This window comes from Thermocatellispora tengchongensis (genome assembly GCF_014202315.1).
In the GTDB taxonomy this organism is placed as follows: Bacteria; Actinomycetota; Actinomycetes; order Streptosporangiales; family Streptosporangiaceae; genus Thermocatellispora; species Thermocatellispora tengchongensis.
In genome coordinates, this window is sequence record NZ_JACHGN010000013.1 from 208,551 (window position 1) to 227,259 (window position 18,709).

At 70.0% G+C, this 18,709-nt stretch carries 16 protein-coding genes, 2 tRNA genes and 2 pseudogenes; 9 read left to right on the forward strand and 11 right to left on the reverse strand.

Annotated elements, in window-relative coordinates; all coding sequences use genetic code 11:
- Window positions 1-35 precede the first annotated feature (35 nt).
- On the forward strand, window positions 36-905 hold the full coding sequence (locus HNP84_RS28850) for a helix-turn-helix domain-containing protein (protein WP_185053090.1): 870 nt from the start codon (window positions 36-38) through the stop codon (window positions 903-905).
- Between the two features lie 348 nt (window positions 906-1,253).
- On the opposite strand, the gene HNP84_RS28855 is transcribed toward HNP84_RS28850, so the two are convergent.
- From HNP84_RS28855 to HNP84_RS28865, 3 genes are all read right to left on the reverse strand, one after another.
- Window positions 1,254-2,405 (reverse strand): alpha/beta hydrolase family protein, encoded by a 1,152-nt coding sequence (locus HNP84_RS28855; RefSeq protein WP_185053091.1) that lies wholly within the window; start codon window positions 2,403-2,405, stop codon window positions 1,254-1,256.
- A 111-nt stretch (window positions 2,406-2,516) separates the two neighbouring features.
- Entirely contained in the window at window positions 2,517-2,915 is a 399-nt protein-coding gene (locus HNP84_RS55300) for a zinc-binding dehydrogenase (protein ID WP_221336875.1), read from the reverse strand.
- 272 nt (window positions 2,916-3,187) lie between these two features.
- Complete coding sequence (locus tag HNP84_RS28865; protein ID WP_185053092.1) at window positions 3,188-3,739, reverse strand: TetR/AcrR family transcriptional regulator; 552 nt, start codon at window positions 3,737-3,739, stop codon at window positions 3,188-3,190.
- 99 nt (window positions 3,740-3,838) lie between these two features.
- Here HNP84_RS28865 and HNP84_RS28870 point away from each other — a divergent pair, with 99 nt between their 5' ends.
- Window positions 3,839-4,579 carry an SDR family oxidoreductase gene (locus HNP84_RS28870; protein WP_185053093.1) on the forward strand — a complete coding sequence of 247 codons (741 nt, stop codon included), beginning with the start codon at window positions 3,839-3,841 and terminating at the stop codon, window positions 4,577-4,579.
- 450 nt (window positions 4,580-5,029) lie between these two features.
- On the opposite strand, the pseudogene HNP84_RS28875 reads toward HNP84_RS28870, so the two are convergent.
- A pseudogene (locus HNP84_RS28875) lies at window positions 5,030-6,052 on the reverse strand (IS256 family transposase); the annotation flags it as partial.
- A gap of 589 nt (window positions 6,053-6,641) precedes the next feature.
- Here HNP84_RS28875 and HNP84_RS53595 point away from each other — a divergent pair.
- A pseudogene (locus tag HNP84_RS53595) lies at window positions 6,642-6,785 on the forward strand (LuxR family transcriptional regulator); the annotation flags it as partial.
- Window positions 6,786-6,919: 134 nt separating this feature from the next.
- Here the strand turns inward: HNP84_RS53595 and HNP84_RS28885 are convergent.
- The 3 genes from HNP84_RS28885 to HNP84_RS28895 all read right to left on the reverse strand — a co-directional run bounded on the left by HNP84_RS28885 (window position 6,920) and on the right by HNP84_RS28895 (window position 9,433).
- Window positions 6,920-7,876: a phosphotriesterase family protein gene (locus HNP84_RS28885; RefSeq protein WP_185053095.1), complete on the reverse strand. Its 957-nt coding sequence runs from the start codon at window positions 7,874-7,876 to the stop codon at window positions 6,920-6,922.
- Between the two features lie 66 nt (window positions 7,877-7,942).
- On the reverse strand, window positions 7,943-8,404 hold the full coding sequence (locus HNP84_RS28890) for an Atu4866 domain-containing protein (protein WP_312925906.1): 462 nt from the start codon (window positions 8,402-8,404) through the stop codon (window positions 7,943-7,945).
- 687 nt (window positions 8,405-9,091) lie between these two features.
- The gene (locus HNP84_RS28895) at window positions 9,092-9,433 is read right to left on the reverse strand and encodes a hypothetical protein (protein WP_185053096.1); all 342 of its coding nucleotides are present in this window, start codon (window positions 9,431-9,433) and stop codon (window positions 9,092-9,094) included.
- Window positions 9,434-10,358: 925 nt separating this feature from the next.
- Between HNP84_RS28895 and HNP84_RS28900 the strand changes: the two genes are divergently transcribed.
- Complete coding sequence (locus tag HNP84_RS28900; RefSeq protein WP_246518828.1) at window positions 10,359-10,568, forward strand: helix-turn-helix domain-containing protein; 210 nt, start codon at window positions 10,359-10,361, stop codon at window positions 10,566-10,568.
- 91 nt (window positions 10,569-10,659) lie between these two features.
- Window positions 10,660-11,601, forward strand: a complete 942-nt coding sequence (locus HNP84_RS28905) for a tyrosine-type recombinase/integrase (protein ID WP_185053098.1) — start codon at window positions 10,660-10,662, stop codon at window positions 11,599-11,601.
- 420 nt (window positions 11,602-12,021) lie between these two features.
- On the opposite strand, the gene HNP84_RS28910 is transcribed toward HNP84_RS28905, so the two are convergent.
- Both HNP84_RS28910 and HNP84_RS28915 read right to left on the reverse strand, forming a co-directional pair.
- Window positions 12,022-12,093, reverse strand: a tRNA-Val gene (locus HNP84_RS28910).
- A gap of 69 nt (window positions 12,094-12,162) precedes the next feature.
- Window positions 12,163-12,235: transfer RNA gene (locus HNP84_RS28915), tRNA-Gly, on the reverse strand.
- A 315-nt stretch (window positions 12,236-12,550) separates the two neighbouring features.
- Between HNP84_RS28915 and hutH the strand changes: the two genes are divergently transcribed.
- The 3 genes from hutH to HNP84_RS28930 all read left to right on the forward strand — a co-directional run bounded on the left by hutH (window position 12,551) and on the right by HNP84_RS28930 (window position 16,053).
- Window positions 12,551-14,098, forward strand: coding sequence for a histidine ammonia-lyase (hutH, locus tag HNP84_RS28920; protein ID WP_185053185.1), 1,548 nt, complete (start codon window positions 12,551-12,553; stop codon window positions 14,096-14,098).
- Between the two features lie 100 nt (window positions 14,099-14,198).
- Window positions 14,199-15,206 carry a chorismate-binding protein gene (locus HNP84_RS28925; protein ID WP_185053099.1) on the forward strand — a complete coding sequence of 336 codons (1,008 nt, stop codon included), beginning with the start codon at window positions 14,199-14,201 and terminating at the stop codon, window positions 15,204-15,206.
- Between the two features lie 16 nt (window positions 15,207-15,222).
- Window positions 15,223-16,053 carry an aminotransferase class IV gene (locus tag HNP84_RS28930; RefSeq protein ID WP_185053100.1) on the forward strand — a complete coding sequence of 277 codons (831 nt, stop codon included), beginning with the start codon at window positions 15,223-15,225 and terminating at the stop codon, window positions 16,051-16,053.
- Window positions 16,054-16,056: 3 nt separating this feature from the next.
- On the opposite strand, the gene HNP84_RS28935 is transcribed toward HNP84_RS28930, so the two are convergent.
- Entirely contained in the window at window positions 16,057-17,475 is a 1,419-nt protein-coding gene (locus tag HNP84_RS28935) for an LVIVD repeat-containing protein (RefSeq protein WP_246518830.1), read from the reverse strand.
- Window positions 17,476-17,560: 85 nt separating this feature from the next.
- On the opposite strand from HNP84_RS28935, the gene HNP84_RS28940 reads away from it, so the two are divergent.
- Entirely contained in the window at window positions 17,561-18,190 is a 630-nt protein-coding gene (locus HNP84_RS28940; protein ID WP_246518832.1) for a DUF305 domain-containing protein, read from the forward strand.
- Here the strand turns inward: HNP84_RS28940 and HNP84_RS28945 are convergent.
- Entirely contained in the window at window positions 18,187-18,603 is a 417-nt protein-coding gene (locus HNP84_RS28945) for an SsgA family sporulation/cell division regulator (RefSeq protein ID WP_185053103.1), read from the reverse strand. The two genes, HNP84_RS28940 and HNP84_RS28945, sit on opposite strands and share 4 nt — an antisense overlap.
- Window positions 18,604-18,709: the final 106 nt, after the last annotated feature.

Here is an 18,709-nt window from a genome sequence, read left to right on the forward strand (position 1 = left end):
TGTCGCAGGCCCGGCCGGCTGTAAGACTTGTATCCATGAGCAGCAGCAACGCCCACCGCAGCGAACTGGGCGCCTTCCTGAAGGCGCGGCGCACACAGCTGAGCCCGGCCGACGTGGGGTTGCCTGATACCGCCGGCAGGCGCAGGGTCCAGGGCCTGCGCCGCGAGGAGGTGGCGTTGCTGGCGTCGATCAGCCCCGACTACTACATGCGCCTGGAGCAGGGCCGCCGCCACGCCTCCGAACCGGTGCTGGACACCCTCGCGCGGGTCCTCCGGCTCGACGACGGTGAGCGCGCCTACATGTTCGAACTGTCCGGTCGGGACGCCGCCCGGCCGCGTCGGCGCGCCACGCAGAAGGTCCAGCCGCAGCTGCAGCGCCTGCTGGACGACCTGTCCACCACACCGGCCGTCGTCCTGGGGCGCCGCACGGACATCCTCGCCTGGAACGCCATGGCGGCCGCCCTGTTCACCGACTTCGCGCGGATCCCGGAGAAGAAGCGCAACTTCGTGCGGCTGGTCTTCTGCGAACCGGCCATCAGAGCGCTGTACCCGGACTGGGAATGGGTGGCGCAGATGACCGTGGCCCAACTGCGCATGGAGGCCGCCCGCGATCCGAAAGATCCGCGGCTGGCCGAACTGGTGGGTGAGTTGTCGCTGCACGACTCCGACTTCCGGCGCTGGTGGGGCGCCCACCGCGTCGCCCCCCAGGGATCGGGCACCAAGACGCTGAACCATCCGGTTGTCGGCCCGCTCACCCTCGACTGGTCCTTCCTCACCTCCACCGACGATCCCGACCAGCAGCTCATCACCCTGACCGCCGAGCCCGGCACCCTCAGCCACGACCGTCTGCGCCTCCTCGCCTCACGGGCCGCACCAGCCACCGACCACCCCGTCGCGGACGATTAGCGGCTCGCCTCGCTCCGAGGCGGCAGGCCGTCCAACCCGGCCCAGGCCGGGAAGACCGCACGGGTGTGCCCAGTGTCCCCGGCCTCACCTATTGCCTTCGCGGACTACCGTTCGGCTGGAGCCGCGTTGCGCCCTTCGCCGAGAGGCGACACGCACACCGGTACGCGATCGTTCACAACGGGCCCGCCGGCCTGGTGCCGGCGGGCCCGTTGCCCCTTCCGGATGAAGTCGGCGGCTGGGACAGGGGCCGATCTGCGGCACGACACCTTGGTATCGAACGATTTCGCAGATTCCGGTTCCCGGACCGCTCACCGGTCGCCGCTACTGCCGGCCGCCGGCTCCTGCGGCCTACTTGGATTCGACAGAGCCGATATCGAGCGCCGCGACCGCGTGCTGCCAGGCCGGATCGCCCGGGTAGAGCTGCGAGCGCAAATACGCCCAGGCCATGGCGCGGAGCACGGCGACCCGCGCCGGGTTCTCATCGGAGGTCTCCGCCGCGTCATAGCCGGAGATGCCGCCGAGGATGTGCTCCGCGCCGTGCATCATCAGCAACGTCTTGGGGCCGGGGGCCAGCGTGTACGCGTCCCAGCGGTAGCTGAGCCGGGTGGAGAACCTCGGGTTGAGGTCCCTGTCCCCCGCGACCACCAGCGCCGGCGCGGTCATCGTGCTGAAATCGGTGAACTTGTTGACCGGGTAACGGTCGAGCATCTCCTGGTTGGTGTGCTCGTCGGCGACACCGGGCGCGGCGAGGATGACACCGGCCTTGATCCGGGCGTCGGGCAGATGCACGCGGCTGCCGTCGGCCGGGTCGGCGGTCCTCATACCGAGCAGCATCGCGGCGGTGTGCCCGCCCAGCGAATGCCCGACGACCGCCACCCGCCTGCGGTCGAGGCGAGTGCGACCCGAAGGACCGCGGCCGGTCATGAACGCCGAGCGTCCCAGGCCGGGAACGGCGGCCTCGATCTCGTCGAGGTGATCGAGGATGAAGCTCATGTCCTGAGCACGGGTCTTCCAGAACAGTGGCGCCTCGGGGTGGTCGGTGTCGCGCAGCCCCAACACGGTGGAGTCGAGGTGGGTGGGCTGGATGACCACGAAACCGTGCGCGGTCCAGAAGTCGACGAGCGGGCCGTATCCGCGCAGCGACGACAGGAAATTCGAGGCGCCGTGACCGTGCGACATCAGGATGATCGGCAGGTTCCCGCCGACCGCGGGGACGTTGACCTTGATCTCCAGCGGCACCGGACGGCCCGGCACCTCGAACGCGATCGGGCCGAAGGTGAGGACCTGGTTCGGCTCGCTGACCGGGATGTTGCCCGCATCGGCGTACGAGGTCAGGGTGACCGTTCCGCGCCCGTGCGGGCCCGTGGGGCTCGCCTGCGCGGGCTCGGCGACGGCGGCGCTCGCCGCGATCGCCGCGGTGCCGATCAGGGCCGCCCGCCGGGTGAACGTCCCATTCCTTGGCTTCGAACATTCCTCTATGCATGGCGCTGTGTCACACATGAACGATTTCCCTCACAACTAAGCGGATAGGCTAACCGAACGCATTGGCCCACATAGGCGGTCGTAATCGGCACCAGTCGGCTTGCATCGCGGACCCAGGCGGACTTCCGGTTACGGTTGCTGTTGGCCACCGGGGTGCCGGTCAGAACGTGACGACGGCCTTGAACCGCACCTGACCGGAGGAAACCCGCGGATAGGCGTCGTTGACGCGCTCCAGCCGACCTCCTTCAGCGCCGCACCGCCGGCGACGACGTCGTCGGCGCCCAGCTCGCGGGCCGGCGCGTGCTTGCCCGCGCTGGCGGTCACCGCGATCACGTGGTACCCGGCAGCCTTGGCGAACTGGATGGCGAAGTGGCCGATCCCGCCGATCCCGCCGACACCGACGATGGCGACCCGGGCCCTGGCCGGGCATCGGCCCGGCGGATGCCGGCCCAGGCCGTGTACCCGGCGCACACCGTGGGCGCGGCGACCGCGTTCATCTGCGTTGTCATCGGCAAGACTCCTTCCCATCGGCCGGCGGCGGGCCGGACGTCCCTAACCTGCCCCACTCGGCGTGTTCGGCTGTCAGGCCCCTTTGCGGGGACACGCGTTCATGCTCGCCGCCCCCGCACCGCGGTCGCGTCGGCGAACATCACCAGAACCTCGCCGAGTGCTACCGACCTGGTCGTCGCCGGGCCGCCGTCCGAGGCCGGGAGCCCGTCGCTGCCGCCACGCCTGTGTGGTCTGCTACGGGCGCGGTGGCGCCTGCGCCAGGCACGTGTCCCTGAGCTGGTGGCGCGAGCTCAGGCGTGATGGCGCAGGCCGTCAAGGATGACGTGCAGGAGGCGGTGGGCGCGGGCGTCCCACTCCGCGGGCTCCAGTCGGGTCAGGTAGCCGAGGAGCAGGATGACGTCGCAGGCGTCGATGTCGGGGCGGATGGTGCCCTCGGCCTTGCCCGCGTCGAGGAACGTGGACAGCGTCTCGCCGATCGGGCCGAGGCTGTGCGCGGACAGGTCCTGCCACAGCCCCGCCTCGACGGCCGCGAACACCCCGCGCTTGACCTTCGCGTACTCGGCCACCCGGTCCAGCCAGCGGGCCAGGGCGGGCAGCGGCGCGTGCTCGGCGAGCAGTCCCGGTGCGGCGGCCACGAGGTCGTCCACGTCCTTGCGGTAGACCTCGGCGAGCAGGGCTTCCCGGGTCGGGAAGTGGCGGTAGAGGGTGCCCTGGCCGACGCCGGCCCGTTTCGCGATCTCGTTGAGCCTCACCTCCTCCGCGTTCGCGACGACCTCTCGCGCGGCCTGGAGGATCCGGGCGCGGTTCTCGGCGGCGTCGGCTCGGCGGCGGGGTGCGTTCATCGGTCCTCTGTATGACGAGATCAGCTAAGCGGACACGTGTCCGGTACGATGGGAACAGCTAAGCGGACACGTGTCCACTTTATCGCGGAGGAGATTCTCATGTCAGCCATCAGAGGCAAGGTCGTGGCCATCACCGGGGCGAGCAGCGGGATCGGCGAGGCCACCGCCCGCCTGCTCGCCGAGCGGGGCGCCGCCGTCGTGCTCGGCGCGCGGCGGGCGGAGCGGCTCGACGAGATCGCCCGGCAGATCCGCGACCGCGGCGGGCGCGCCGTCACCCGCGCCGTGGACGTCACCGCCCGCGACGACCTCGAACGGCTCGTCGGCCTGGCCGTGACGGAGTTCGGGCGGCTCGACGTGCTCGTGGGCAACGCCGGCATCAGCAAGATCGGCCCCGTGGCCGACCTCGACGTGGCCGGCTGGTCGGCGATGATCGACGTCAACCTGCGCGGCGTGCTGCACGGCATCGCCGCCGCGCTGCCGGTGTTCCGCGCGCAGGGGGAGGGCCACCTGGTGACCACCGTGTCGACCGCCGGTCTGAAGATCACACCCACGATGGCGGTCTACGCCGCGACCAAGAACGCCGTGCGTACCCTCCTGGAAGGGCTGCGGCAGGAGTCGACCGACGGTGTGCTGCGGACGACGGCGGTCTCGCCGGGCTACGTGCGTACAGAACTCGCCGGCTCCATCGACGACCCCGAGCTCCGCGAGGAGATCCAGCGCAACATGGACCGGTACGCCATCGCGCCGGAAGCCGTCGCCCGCGCCGTCGCCTTCGCCATCGAACAGCCGCGTGACGTGGAGATCGGCGAGATCGTCATCCGCCCGACGACCCAGAACTGAGCCGGCCGCCCCGTCCGTCCCGAGGCAAGCCCCGCGCACAACTCGCGCAGACCGGTGCGAGGCGCGCTCCCTGCTGTGGTGCCGGGCCGATTCGCGCGCGAGAGTGTCCGGGTCGCTGAGGTCATTGGCGAGGTCGTACGCAAAGCGTTCCAGGTCCTCGCGGAGGCTTCCGGTGTCGGGGACCACGACGTCACCGGAGAAGCGGCTGGTCGCGACGTCGGCGAGCAGCCGATCACCGTGTTCGCGATCCGTGACCTCATCACGCAGGACGCGCTCGGCCGCTACGGTGACCGGCTCGACATCGTGCTCGTCGACCTGGGCAGCCACCGCTTCCCGGTGGAGTCGCCGGAAGACACGGCGAAGCTCCTGACCTGCACGCCTTCACCCGCGGGCTGGACCACGACCGGGCCGCCGTCAACGCCGCCCTCACCCCGAGGCCGCCGGTTGGCGCCGTTCTTGCGGGTTATTGGACCAGATCTGGGTCCAGATCTCGCGGGGGAAGGCGGCGAAGGCGATCAGGTCTTCCCGGGCGGCGTCCAGGTGCTCGGCCGCAGCCGGATGCTTGGCCTCCAGGGTCTGCACGACCCAGGCGTGCCGGGTCCGCACCGAGGCGGCATCAGGCTGGTCGAAGATGGTGCGCACCAGGGGGGCCACGAACGGCTGGGCGGACTTGTTCACACAGGTCAACAGGTTGCGCAGGTAGTGACTGCGACACCTTCGCCAGGCCGCGCCGGCCAGCGTGGCACCGATCGCCGCGACGAGTCCGGCGTGGCAGTCGGAGATGACCAGTTGCACGCCGGACAGGCCGCGGGCGACCAGGCCGCGCAGGAAGGCCGGCCAGCCCGCGCCGTCTTCGGCGCTGGTGACCTCCAGGCCGAGGATCTCGCGCCGTCCGTCGGCGTTGACGGCGGTCGCGACGAGGACGTGCACGTTGATGATGCGGCCGCCTTCGCGGACCTTCTGTGTCAGCGCGTCCAGCCACACGAAGGTGCAGGGGCCGGCGTCCAGCGCGCGGGTGCGGAACGCCTCGACCTGCTCATCCAGCACCTTGGCCATCTGCGAGACCTGACTTTTGGAGATGTGCTCGATGCCGAGCTGCTCTACCGGCTTGTCCACCCGCCGGGTCGAGACCCCGAGCAGATAGCTGGTCGCGATCAGGCTGATCAGCGCCTGCTCGGCCCGCCGCCGACGCTCCAGCAGCCAGTGGGGGAAGTAGGAGCCGGAGCGGAGTTTGGGGATGGCCAGCTCTATCGAGCCCGCGCGAGTGTCCCACTCGCGCTTGCGGTAGCCGTTGCGGGAGTTGGTCCGCTCGTCGCTGCGCTCGCCATAGCCGGCTCCGCAGAGGGTGTCGGCTTCGGCCGACATCAACGCCTCGGCCATGGTCTTCACCATGGATCGCAACAGATCCGGCTCGCCGGTCTCGATCCGCTTCGCCGGCCACTGCTCGGGCGTCACACTGGGGTCTGCGGCCATCGCCTGGTTCCCTTCGAATCTTGATCTTTGCTACTCGAAGGATCTGTGAGTCTGGTGCTGGCGCTTGAGGCGAAGCGCTGACAGGCTTGGTATCGGCGATCTTGGGTGACTCTCGAAGGATCTGGCCGCCTTGGGCGTGCCTTGCGCGTGACGTGTCCTCAGGCTCGCCGATACCGGCCGGGTTCTCCCCTCGCTGACTTGATCAGAAGCCTGTCCGCCGCTGGTGTGACTCCTCACAGATGTGTCCGCGTGGGTGACTTCGCCCAGGCCACCCCCATCTCCACACGGAATCTCCACACGGACACAAGGGAGCCGCACATGCCGATGCTGTCGGAGTGGGCAGATGCCATCGTCGGAGTCGACACCCACCGCGATAGCCACAGCGCCTGCCTGGTGAACCCGGTCGGCGGCGAGCCGGCCGCCATCACCGTCACCGCCGACGCCGACGGCTATGCACGGCTGATGCGCTGGGCACCCAGCACGCGCCCGGCCCGGCCGTGGTCTGGGCGATCGAGGGCACCCGCAGCCACGGCGCCGGCGCCAGGACGCCCGAGGACAGCTCCGCACCGCTTACGAGATGCTCTCGGGCATGGGCGTGGAGGCGTTCGCCGAACGCGCCGCCCGCGAGCTGCGGGCCACCGGCGAGCAGCCGCGCAAGCGGGCGGCGCAGCCGGCCGATGCCCTGACGCCGCAGGAGCTGCGCATTGCGCGGCTCGTGGCCGCCGGGGCGACCTCCAGGGAGGTCGCGGCGCAACTCTTCCTGAGCCCGCGCACCATCGTACGCGCACCTGCGCAACATCTTCGGCAAGCTGGGCATCGCCTCCCGCCGCGAGCTCAGGTCCGTGCGCCTCTCGTAGCCGAGCGGGCCTACTCGAACAGCCGCCGCAGGTTCGCGACGAGAAGCGTGTCCACGTCATCGTCGGACAACCCGCGCGCCTTCAGCGCCGGCAGGACGTCCTCGCTGATGTGCCGGAAGTGCCAGCGCGGAGCCACTCTCGCGGCGTCCTGCGGCGTGTACCAGTCGATATAGCACGAGGCGTCGTGCGCGATCACCATGTGGTCGCCGTACCCGCGCTCGACCAGCCGCACGATCGTGTCCACCCGCTGCTCGAACGGCAGCAGCTCGTCGAGCCCGAAGCGGTCCATGCCCAGCAGCGAGCCGGCGTCGGCGAGCTCGGTCAGGTGATCGACGTCGGTCGAGTCGCCGCAGTGCGCGAGCACTACCTTCGACAGATCCACGCCCTCCTCGGCGAGCACCCGCTGGGCCACCAGCCCGGACTGCGTGTGCGGGTTGGTGTGCACCATGACCGGAGCGCCGGTGCGCACATGCGCCTGGCCCACCGCCCGAAGGACGCGCTCCACCCCGGGCGTCAGGCCGGGCGTCTCGATCGCGCACTTGAGGAACGCGGCCCGGACCCCCGTGTCCCCGATCCCCTCGGTCAGGTCCTTGACGAACAGCTCGGTGAGCGGTTCGGGCATGTCGAACAGGAGGCCGGGACCGTTGTAGTGAAACTGGAACGGCAGGTCGGAGTAGGTGTAGAGCCCGGTCGCGACCACGATGTTGAGGTCCACCTGCTCGGCGATGCGCCGCACGCGCGGCACGTACCGCCCGAGCCCGAGCACCGTCGGGTCGAGGATGCTGTCGATGCCGAGCGACTTCAGCTCGGCCAGAGCCGTGACGGCCTCGGCCACACGTGTTTCCTCATCCCAGTCCTGATAGTTCTGCTGGTATTCGGTCCCGAGCACGAACACGTGCTCGTGGGCGAGGGTCCTGCCCATCTCGGCGCTGTCGATGGTGCTGGCCGCGGTGGGAATCGTGGCCACGGTGCTCCTCTCGTTGTTCAGCGATCAACATCGGATGCGGGCCCGATCCTGTCAAGGTCCGAGCCTTCATCCGGAGATCGGTCGTTTGCGCATGACGAACCCGGCGTGGTGGAGCACTCCGTCGATCAGTTCGCCGAAGGCCCAGAACCCGGTGTCGTCGAGGTAGGTGATGCGGTCGTCGCGGACCCAGTATCTGCCCGTGTAGGCATCGGTCCGGCCGTGGCGGGTCTCGGTGTACCGGCCGTCGGGGAGCAGGTGCTGCTCCAGCTCCCGCGAGTCGTCGACCCAGACGCCGTGCCATCTCTGAGGCCGGTCGCCGGGGATGGGGGTCCCGGCGGCACGGGTGGGTTCGCCCTGCCACGCCTCGACCTGTCCGGAGACGACGACGGCGAGCAGGTCGTGCGGCTGGAGGACCAGCATCTGCCTGATCCGTGACGCGCTCACGCGTTCGCGGGTGACGGCGAAGGTCGCCGGGTTGCCAGGGGTCAGGTCGTAGACGCCGCGCTGGTCCTCCGGGCGTGCGTGCACCGCGGAGTCCACAAGCAGCGGAACGACGGACGCGCCGTTCGATCACCCGGGCCCGGGCCGGAGGGGACCCCTTCCCGCGTAGACCGACGTGCGTGATCCTTCCGCCCTCGGCCCACAGGTCGCCCCGTACGGTCTGTGACGGTGTGACGTGGACAGTGGCGTCGATGACCACCACGGCATCGAAGGCATCGCCTCTTGTCATCTGTTGTGCTCCTCGTGCGACCGTGCCGGCCGAAGGCTGACCGGCCGGACGCGGGTGTGGTGAAGGGACCGCGAGGCCGACGACCAGCACGACCGGTAGCAGAATCCACCGGCGGCGGCCGGCCTTCGGCAGGAAGGTGAACATGGTGGACACGCCTCTCATAGGTCCTACCCTCGACGAGGGCGACGGCGGGAAGAAGGCCGCGGCTCTCCTGGGAGCGCTGCACCCAGGCTGCGGCACGACGGCCGGCAGAACGACCGACCTGGCCGCCGGGGGCCGCCCATGAAAGACACCCCGGCTGTATCTCCTGCCTGCGGCGGGATACAGCCCCGGACCACGGAGAGCACCGGAGACCGGCAGAGGCGGTCACTCGACCGCAACGGCTGCCGTTGCTCTCCGCGGGCGAGACCTGGCGGCTTGTCCGGGGCGCAAGGCGCGATCGGCTCACATCACATCTGCGAGGGTTTTCGCCGAAGCCGGGCGGGTCACTCTTGGTCGCGGGCGTCCTCAGGGAACCACGCGGCGTGCTTGTGCTTCTCCCTGCGGTTGAGGTACCCGCTGTGCCACAGCCACACGTCCACATACCCCTCTTTCCGGGCGGGACGGCTGATCCACGCGTATTCCACTCCGGGGCGCTGGGATGCCTCCTCGGCCCACTTGGCGACTTGCGGGCGTGCGGCCGTGATCTGCTGTTCTTGCGTCGGATCGCGGGGCAGCACCCCCACCCGCCACACCTTCTCCGGCTCATCCCAGGAGTACTTCAGCCGCCCGCCGACCTCCTCCACCCGTACCGAGCGGTTCGTGACCGCCGCATACGCGGCCCCCACCAGGATCAGCCCAGACAGGCCAGCAGAAACCAGTAGACGAGCGCTTCAAAGCTCATCCCGCTCCCCCTTTCCCAGGAAACGGACCGTCAGGATGTCGCTCCGACCGCGGAAGCCCCCGTTTGGGGGAGTGGGGCGACAGCGCCGGAGGCTCCTGCCCTGCGGTGATGTGCTCGACTTCGTTGCCGTCGGTTTGTTCGAAGGGGTCAGTTGGGGGGCCTCCGGTATGTCGGCTGATCTGCAGGCCGTTGCGGCGGATCCAGATGTGGACGACGCCGCTGGCATCGGTTCGGCGCACCATCACCCGCCATGCCCAGCCCTTTGCTTGAATTCCTCGATCACCATACGCGTGAAGCCCTCCAGGGTGGGGTGACCTGTCGGGCTTTGTCCAGGGCGGTGCCGATGGTTTAGGTGGCGGGGTTGCGTCGACGCGTCGCGTTCGGCTTCAGCCCATTTGTCTTCGGTCGAGGCGTTGAGGGGATAACGGAGGGGCATAAGGAAGGTGCTTGATCAGGATCACCAGCGATAGCAGATTGAAAGCGTCCATCCGCTTCCCCTTGTCAAGGTCCCGCCCTCGGATGGCCCGTATTGTGTCAGGGCGTTTCATCCATTTAAAGTCCGCTCATCGCTTTGTCGCTCGTCCCACACTCCGGCTGAGCAACGCGCCTGCCGTCGCCCAGACCGCACGTTCCTTTCAAGGGCGTGGCGGAGTGGCGCGATGGAAGCCCCTTGCCAATCGCGCGCCCACGTCGCGCCCTAGCCCGTTGATCGTTTGTCCCGGCCGGGGCGTGCCGGCTGCTGTTGGTAGGTAGCGGTCACCATCGCCCGCCGGTGCAATGGCGCGTGATCGCGGCTCAGGCCGAGCTGTCGAGCAGGAGGTAACGATGCAGCAGCACATCACGTCCATCCGATGCCGCCGATCCCGATCATGAGCACGAACGCCGACCAGAGCCGGCTGCTGTACACCCCCGAAGCGGCCGCCCACCTGCTGGGCGTCAAGCCGTCCTGGCTGCGCCGCAAGGCCGCCGAGCGGACCATTCCCTGCATCTTCCTCGGCAAGCACCTGCGCTTCTCCCACGCCGACCTGGATGCGATCATCGCCGCCGGAGCCCGGCCTGCCGAGCCCGGCCCGACTTGAGCCGCCCGCCGCACGCGAGCGTGCATTCCCCGGCACCCGTGCACTACCTGAGCACGGGTCGTGATCAGAGCGACGACAGGAGGACATCACCATGGCATGGGCGGAAAAGCGGGGCCCCTGGTATCGCGTGCGCTGGCGCGACGCCAACGGCGAGGTGAACACCACCCCCGACAAGTACCGCACCAAGAAACAGGCCCTGGCCGCGGCCGAGGCGCTGGACACCGATCAGCGGCGCGGAATGTTCATCGACCCGTCCGCCGGCCGGATCAACCTGGCCGAGTGGGCCGCCCAATGGCGGAAGGCGCACCGGGTGGCGCCCTCGACCACCGCCAAGTACGACCACTACCTGGACCACCACATCCTGCCCGCCTTCGGTGAGGTCACCTTGGACGGCATCGCCCGCCTGGCGGTCAAGCAGTGGGCCGGCCAGCTGGGCGACCGGTACGCCCCGGCCACGGTCAGCGGGATCATCACGTTGCTGTCGGTGCTGCTGACCGCGGCGGTGGAGGAACGGATGCTGGCCATCAACCCGATCCAAGGGCTGCGCCTGAACGCCAGCCCGCACGTGCACCGCGGAGTCAAGCGGCGTACCCGGCCGGTTCCGGACGGGCGGCACGTGGTGGCCATCGCCGAGCGCATCCGCAGCGACCATGGGGACGGCCCGGCGACCATGGTGCTCACCGCCGCCTACACCGGCATGCGGTGGGGCGAGTTGGCCGGCCTGGCCCCGGTCAACTGCCATCTGGAGGACGGCTACCTGCGTATCGACCCCGATGTGGGGGCGTTACACGAGGTGGGGACGCAGGTGTGGCTGGGACCGCCGAAAAGCTCGGCGGCGGCACGTCGCATTGATCTGCCGCCGTTCCTGGTCGACATGCTCAGTGTGGTGATCGAGGGCGGAAGTGGTGATCGGGTGTTCACCGCGGCCGATGGGGGAGTGCTGCGGCGATCAAACTTCTGCCGCCGCATCTGGCGTCGCCCGGCCTGCGACGGATACCCCACGGCGGAGGAGCCGGTCCCGCCGATCCTGTAGGGGGGCGGTCTTCCATGGGCTGCGCCACGATCACAAGACGATCCTGGACGAGCTCGACGTGCCCGATGTCCTGGCGTGTGAGCGGATGGGGCACCGCATGAAGGGCATTTCCGGACGCTACAGCCATGTCACCGAGGTGATGCGGACGCGGCTGGTGAAGGGCCTGCAGCGGTACTGGGAGCGGATGCGGAAGGCGGCCCGGTGAGCAGGTGGAGCGCCAGGACCTGCGCATGCTCCCGCTTCGCCTGCCTGGAGGCGATCGCGACCGGAACTCCGGTAGGGAGCGGCGCGTGACCTCTACCCGTGCGAGGGTCGGGCAGCGATCTTCCGGGAGCAGTTTGCTCCCGATTTGCTCCCACTTCCATGGTCAACGATCGAGAAAACAAAGATCCCCAGGCCGTTGACCTGGGGAAAGAGGGGTGGGCGATACTGGGATTGAACCAGTGACCTCTACCGTGTCAAGGTAGCGCTCTCCCACTGAGCTAATCGCCCCTGTTCCGCGGCCCGGGTCAGGGCTGCGGGCACTCCGGTGGGCGGGGCCCGGGGAGTGTTGGTTCGCCGAGCGGACGACGGGATTCGAACCCGCGACCCTCACCTTGGCAAGGTGATGCTCTACCAACTGAGCCACGTCCGCGTTGCCGGCCGCTTGGCTTTCGCCTCGGCCTCACGTAGAGAACTTTAGCGAATTCGGGGCTCGGGCCCAAACTGATTAGCCGGGAACGCTTCGGCGGAGGGCGGGGGAGGGGCGCTGAGCTGGTGTGACGGCGGTTCGTGCCCGCGTGCCCGGAGACGGCCGGCGGCGGGGGGATCATCGCCGGGGGTGTGGCCCCGGTCGGCCGGGGAGGGGAGGGTAGGGAGGGCCGCGGGGGGTAAGCGTCCGGCGCGGGCCGATGCGGTAAGGGGCTAGCATGCAGTACGAGGGTTACTCATCGAGAAAGTGATCGAGGACATGCGCGACAACGGGGTCGTGAGCGTCGGGCCGGAGCCGCTGAGCTTCGAGGATGTGGTCAGGGTAGCCCGTGGTGGCGCGGCCGTCCGGTTGAGTGACGACGCCGTCGCCGCCATGACGGCTGCGCGCTCGCGGGTGGAGGAGCTCGCCGAGAGCCCCACCCCGGCGTACGGCGTCTCGACCGGGTTCGGGGCGCTCGCCTCGCGGCACATCGAGCCGCCGCTGCGGGCCCGGCTGCAGCGCTCGCTGATCCGCTCGCACGCCGCCGGGTCGGGCCCGGAGGTCGAGACCGAGGTCGTACGGGCCATGATGCTGCTGCGCCTGCGTACGCTCGCCACCGGCCACACCGGCATCCGGCCCGCGACCGCGCGGGTGCTGGAGGCCCTGCTGAACGCGCGCATCACCCCGGTCGTGCACGAGTACGGGAGCCTGGGCTGCTCCGGCGACCTCGCCCCGCTCTCCCACGTCGCGCTTACGATCATGGGCGAGGGCGTGGTCACCGACGCCGGCGGGGCCCGGGTCGAGGCCGGGGAGGCGATGAAGCGGGCCGGGATCGAGCCGGTCGAGTTCGCCGCCAAGGAGGGCCTGGCGCTGATCAACGGCACCGAGGGCATGCTCGGGATGCTGATCCTGGCCCTGGACGACCTGGCCCGGCTGCTCAAGACCGCCGACATCGCCGCCGCCATGAGCGTGGAAGGGCTGCTCGGCACCGACCGGGTGTTCGCCGCCGACCTGCAGGCGCTGCGGCCCCACCCCGGGCAGGCGGCGAGCGCCGCCAACCTGCGTACGCTGCTCGCGGGCTCGGGGATCATGGCCGGGCACCGCGACGGCTCCTGCACCCTGGTCCAGGACGCCTACTCGCTGCGCTGCGCGCCCCAGGTCGCCGGGGCCGCCAGGGACACCATGTCGCACGCCGCCAGCGTCGCCATGCGCGAGCTGTGCTCGGCGATCGACAACCCGGTGGTGCTGGAGGACGGGCGGGTGGAGTCCAACGGCAACTTCCACGGCGCGCCCGTGGCGTACGTGCTGGACTTCCTGGCCATCGCGGTCGCCGACCTCGCCTCGATGTCCGAGCGGCGCACCGACCGGTTCCTGGACGTCGCGCGCAACCATGGGCTGCCCGCGTTCCTGGCCGACGACCCCGGGGTCGACTCCGGGCACATGATCGCCCAGTACACCCAGGCCGCGATCGTCTCGGAGCTCAAGCGCCTGGCGGTGCCGGCGAGCGTGGACTCCATCCCGAGTTCGGCGATGCAGGAGGACCACGTGTCGATGGGCTGGTCGGCCGCGCGCAAGCTGCGCCGGGCGATCGACGGGCTGACCCGCGTCCTCGCCGTGGAACTGGTCACCGCGGCCCGCGGCATCGAACTGCGCGCCCCGAGCGCCCCCGCCCCCGCGACCGGCGCGGTCATCGCCGCGATCCGGCAGGAGGTGCCGGGCCCCGGGCCCGACCGCTTCCTGGCCCCGGAGATCGAGTCGGTGGTACGGCAGGTCGCCGACGGTACGCTCGTCGCCGCCGCCGAGTCCGTCACCGGGCCGCTTGCCTGAGCCGGAGCAGGCGGTCCTCCCGGCCGAAGGCAAGACGGCCTGAGCCTGGGGTGGCGGTACGCCGCGTAGCCCGCCGCCTCCAAAGCGGGACAATAGCCGTGTGCACCACAGTTTCGCCCATGTCGGCGGCGTCCTGGCGACCGGGCTGCGCGACATCACCACCGACCCGGCCGCGCTCGACGGCTCCGGGTGGTGGGCGGTCGTGGCCACCTACGAGGGCGAGATCACCTGCGCCCGCTTCGACCACGTACGCCGGGCGCCGCTGCCCCGTCCGGCGGCCCCCTGGCACGGGCCGGCGCCCGAGGACTGGCGGACCTCCCTGGACCAGGCCGCGTACGAGGCCGGGGTGGAGCGCATCCGGGCGTACATCGAGCAGGGGGAGGTCTACCAGGCCAACCTGTGCCGCGTCCTGACCGCCCCTCTCCGGCCGGGGCCGGGCGCCGATCCGGCGGCGCTGGCCGCGCTCCTCGCCCAGGGCAACCCGGCGCCGTACGCGGCCACCGTCAGCCTGCCCGGGACGGCCGTGGTGTCCGCGTCGCCGGAGCTGTACCTTTCGCGCACCGGCGACGTGATCGAGTCGCGCCCGATCAAGGGCACCGGCGCCACGGCCGCCGACCTGCTGGAGAAGGACCACGCCGAGAACGTCATGATCGTGGACCTGGTCCGCAACGACCTCGGCCGGGTCGCGGAGGTCGGCTCGGTGAGCGTGCCCGAGCTGTGCGCGGTCGAGAAGCACCCGGGCCTGGTGCACCTGGTCTCGACCGTACGCGCCCGCCTGGCCGCCGGACACGGGTGGCCGGACCTGTTCGCGGCCACGTTCCCGCCGGGCTCGGTGACCGGCGCGCCGAAATCATCCGCGCTGCGGATCATCGATGAGCTCGAACCAGCGCCCCGGGGGCCGTACTGTGGTGCCGTGGGCTGGGTCGACGCCGACCGGCGGGTGGCATCGCTGGCGGTGGGCATCCGCACCTTCTGGATCGAGGACCACCTGATCCGGTTCGGCACGGGGGCGGGCATCACGTGGGGCTCCGACCCCCGCCGTGAGTGGCATGAGACCGAACTCAAGGCGGCCAGGCTCATCTCGCTCGCCTCGTACGGGGGCGTGTAACCATAGGAGGAGACAGATGAACGTACCGGTCTGGGTCAACGGGCGCCTGCTCGATCCCGCAGAGGCCGTCGTCTCGGTGTTCGACCACGGCCTGATGGTCGGAGACGGCGTGTTCGAGACGATCAAATGCGTCAACGGCGAGTCCTTCGCGCTGACCCGCCACCTGGACCGGCTCCGGCTCTCCGCGCAGCGCATGGACCTGCCCGAACCCGACACCGAGGCCATCGCCGACGGCGTACGCGCCTGCCTGGCCGCCGCGCCCCGCTGGCCGCTCGGCCGCGTCCGCGTCACCTACACCAGCGGCCCGGGGCCGCTCGGCTCCGACCGCGGCGACGAGGGCTGCACCGCGATCGTGATCGTCGGCGAGCAGAAGCCGTTCCCGGCCACCGCCGACGTCACCGTCGTCCCCTGGCCGCGCAACGAGCGCGGCGCGCTGGCCGGGGTCAAGAGCACCTCGTACGGCGACAACGCCAAGGCCCTGGCCTACGCCAAGCAGCGCGGCGGCGGTGAGGCGATCTTCGGCAACCTGGCCGGCAACCTGTGCGAGGGCACCGGCAGCAACATCTTCGTGGTCAAGGGGGGCCGCCTGGTCACCCCGACCCTCGCCTCCGGCTGCCTGGCCGGGGTGACCCGCGCGCTCACCCTGGAGTGGTGCGGCGGCACCGAGGAGGACGTGCCGCTGTCGGTCCTGTACGACGCGGAGGAGGCATTCCTGACCTCCACCACGCGTGACATCCAGCCGATCCGGCTGGTGGACGACACCGCCCTCCCGGTCGCCCCGGGCCCGATCACCGCCAAGGCCATGCAGGTCTTCGCCGAGCGCAGCGCGTCCGACCTCGACCCGTGACGGTCACCTGCCGCCGTAGGACACCTGGGTCTGGACGTTGAACGCGTCCAGCTTGACCTGCTTGGCCGGATCGGTCAGCGGGTCGTTGATCTCGATCACGTCCAGGCCCTTGGTGATGTCGCTGGAGTAGATGTAGCCGTTGTAGTAGTACGCCGACCACGAGCCGCCGAGCCCGGTGCCCGACAGCGGCCCGCGCTCGAAGTACCCGATCTCGCGGGGGTTGTCGGAGTCGGTGAAGTCCCAGATCGAGATCCCGCCCTGGTACCACGCCTGGACCATCAGGTCCTTGCCCTTGACCGGGATCAGCGAGCCGTTGTGCGCCACGCAGTTCTCGGTCGAGGTCTGCTCGCGCGGGATCTTGAAGTAGGACCGCAGCGTGAGCCGGTTGTCCTTCAGGTCGTAGATCGCGTTGGCGCCCTTGGTGCGCGGCGTGCCGCTGTCGCAGGTCGCCGCGGTGCCGCCGCCCAGCTCGTCGGTGAAGACCACCTTGGTGGCGTCGTCGTTGAACGTGGCCGAGTGCCAGATCGAGAAGTTCTCCTCGTCGTTGATCTGCTGCAGCACCACCGGCCTGACCGGGTCGCTGATGTCCAGCAGCACGCCGTCGCCGAAGCACGCCCCGGCGGCCAGGTTCTTCTCCGGGTACGCCGTGACGTCGTGGCAGCCGCCGAAGCCCGCGTCGGCGTCCTTCTGCGCGGTGTTGAACACCACCGGCTCGTTCACGACCCGCGAGCGGGCGGGGTCGGCCAGGGGGACCTCCACGATGGAGATCGTGTTGTGCGGGGGAGTGCAGGTCGTGGACTCCGGCTCGGGGCCGGGAGAGGAGACGTACAGGTAGAGGGTCTGGCCGTCCTTGCCCGGCACCATGGAGTGGGTGTGCGAGCCGCAGGCGGTGGCGACGGAGGAGACGTACTTCGGGTGCGCCTTGTCGCTGATGTCGAAGATCCGGATGCCCTCCCAGGCGTTCTCGCCGAAGCCCTGGGCGGGCTTGCTCGCGCAGGTCTCGTCGGTGCGCGGGTCGTCGATGGACAGGAAGAGCAGGTTGCCGCTCACGGAGATGTCGTTCTGGCCGCCGGGGCACAGCGTACGGCTCACGGTGACGGGCTTGGTGGGGTCGCTGATGTCGTGGATGGTGAAGCCATCGTAGTTGCCGACATACGCGTATTTATCCTGAAACGCGAGGTCTGTCCCCCAAGACTCCTCGCCGTCGAACGGCGCCGACAGCGGCACGTTCGTGACCAGCCGTACGTTCTCGCTGCTCCTCACCTCGTCCGCGGCCGGCGGCGAGTTCTCCCCGGCGGTGGTGGGCGCGGCCGACCCGGCCGCCGCGGGCTCGCCGCCCGCCCGCTCCGCCGGCGCGCTGCACCCGGCCAGCCCCAGCACCACGGCCGCGACCGCCGCTCCGATCCATCCTGACCTGCTCAAGTTCCCCCCATAGTCGGCATGGTTGTGCCCCAGTATGGAAGCTATGTCGGGGAACATGCGAACGTGGCGGTATTTGGTCACAGTTATGGCGGCGATCGTCGTCACGGCGACGGGCTGCACCCAGCAGCAGGACGCCCCCGCGCCCCTCACCGCCGGCTCTGACGCGCCGCTGAACCTGCCCGCGGGCCCCGGTGAGGCCGGGCGTACGGCGGCGCCGGGGGAGCGCCTGGGCGAGTCGGAGGCGCGTCCCACGGCCGCCGACGTCACCTTCGCCGAGTCGATGATCCCCCACCACCGCCAGGCCCTGGAGATGGCGGCCCTGGCCGGCGACCGCACCACCGACACCGCGATCCTGGCCCTGGCCGAACGGATCACGGTCTCCCAGCAGCCCGAGATCGAGGCGATGTCGGCCTGGCTGACCGCCCTGGGCCGCCCCGTCCCCGGAGCGCACGCCCACGAGGAGATGCGGGGCCGGTACGGCATGGCCACGCTGGCGCAGATGAACCGGCTCAGGGCGGCCAGGGGAGAGTCCTTCGACAGGCTGTTCCTGGAGCTGATGATCGCCCATCACCGGGGCGCCCTCGCGATGGCCAAGACCGAGGTAGCGGAGGGCGCCGACAGGCGCATGCGCCTCATGGCCCGGGACGTACTGTCGTCCCAGGCCATCGAGATCTCCAGGATGACCCGCCTGGCAGGGGGATCAACGGACGGCTAGGAGCTCCACAGCATGTTCGTCAGCTCGGAGTCGAGATCCATGAAGTCGGTCTCGCGCCCTGCGGGCACCAGCTCGTACGTGCGGTGCAGGAACTCGGTCAGCGGCGCCAGCGGCACCTCGAACAGGGCCTGACCGAACGGGGACGTCAAGCTGATGTGCAGCGTACGCTCCCCATCGGCCCGCGCCGGCCACACCTGCACGTCGCCGTCGCCGACACGTCGCACGATGCCGACAGTGAGCAACTCGCGGGCGAAGATCCACTCGACCGGTTCGTCGTTCCCCACATGGAAGGCCATCCGGATCGCATACGGATCTTCCGCCGTGTAGCTCAGACCTGCGAGCAGGGGGACGGTGGTACGGTCGGGGACCACAAGCCGAAGGCCCAGCTCGGCAGAGACGGTGGTGCTGTTCATCGTCAGCCAAACCTTTACGTCGTCGGGTCCCCTCATCGGGGCTTTCACTGCTCTGACGGACTTCGTCCTGAGCTATGACGCGGAACGAAGAAACCTGTAGGAAGAA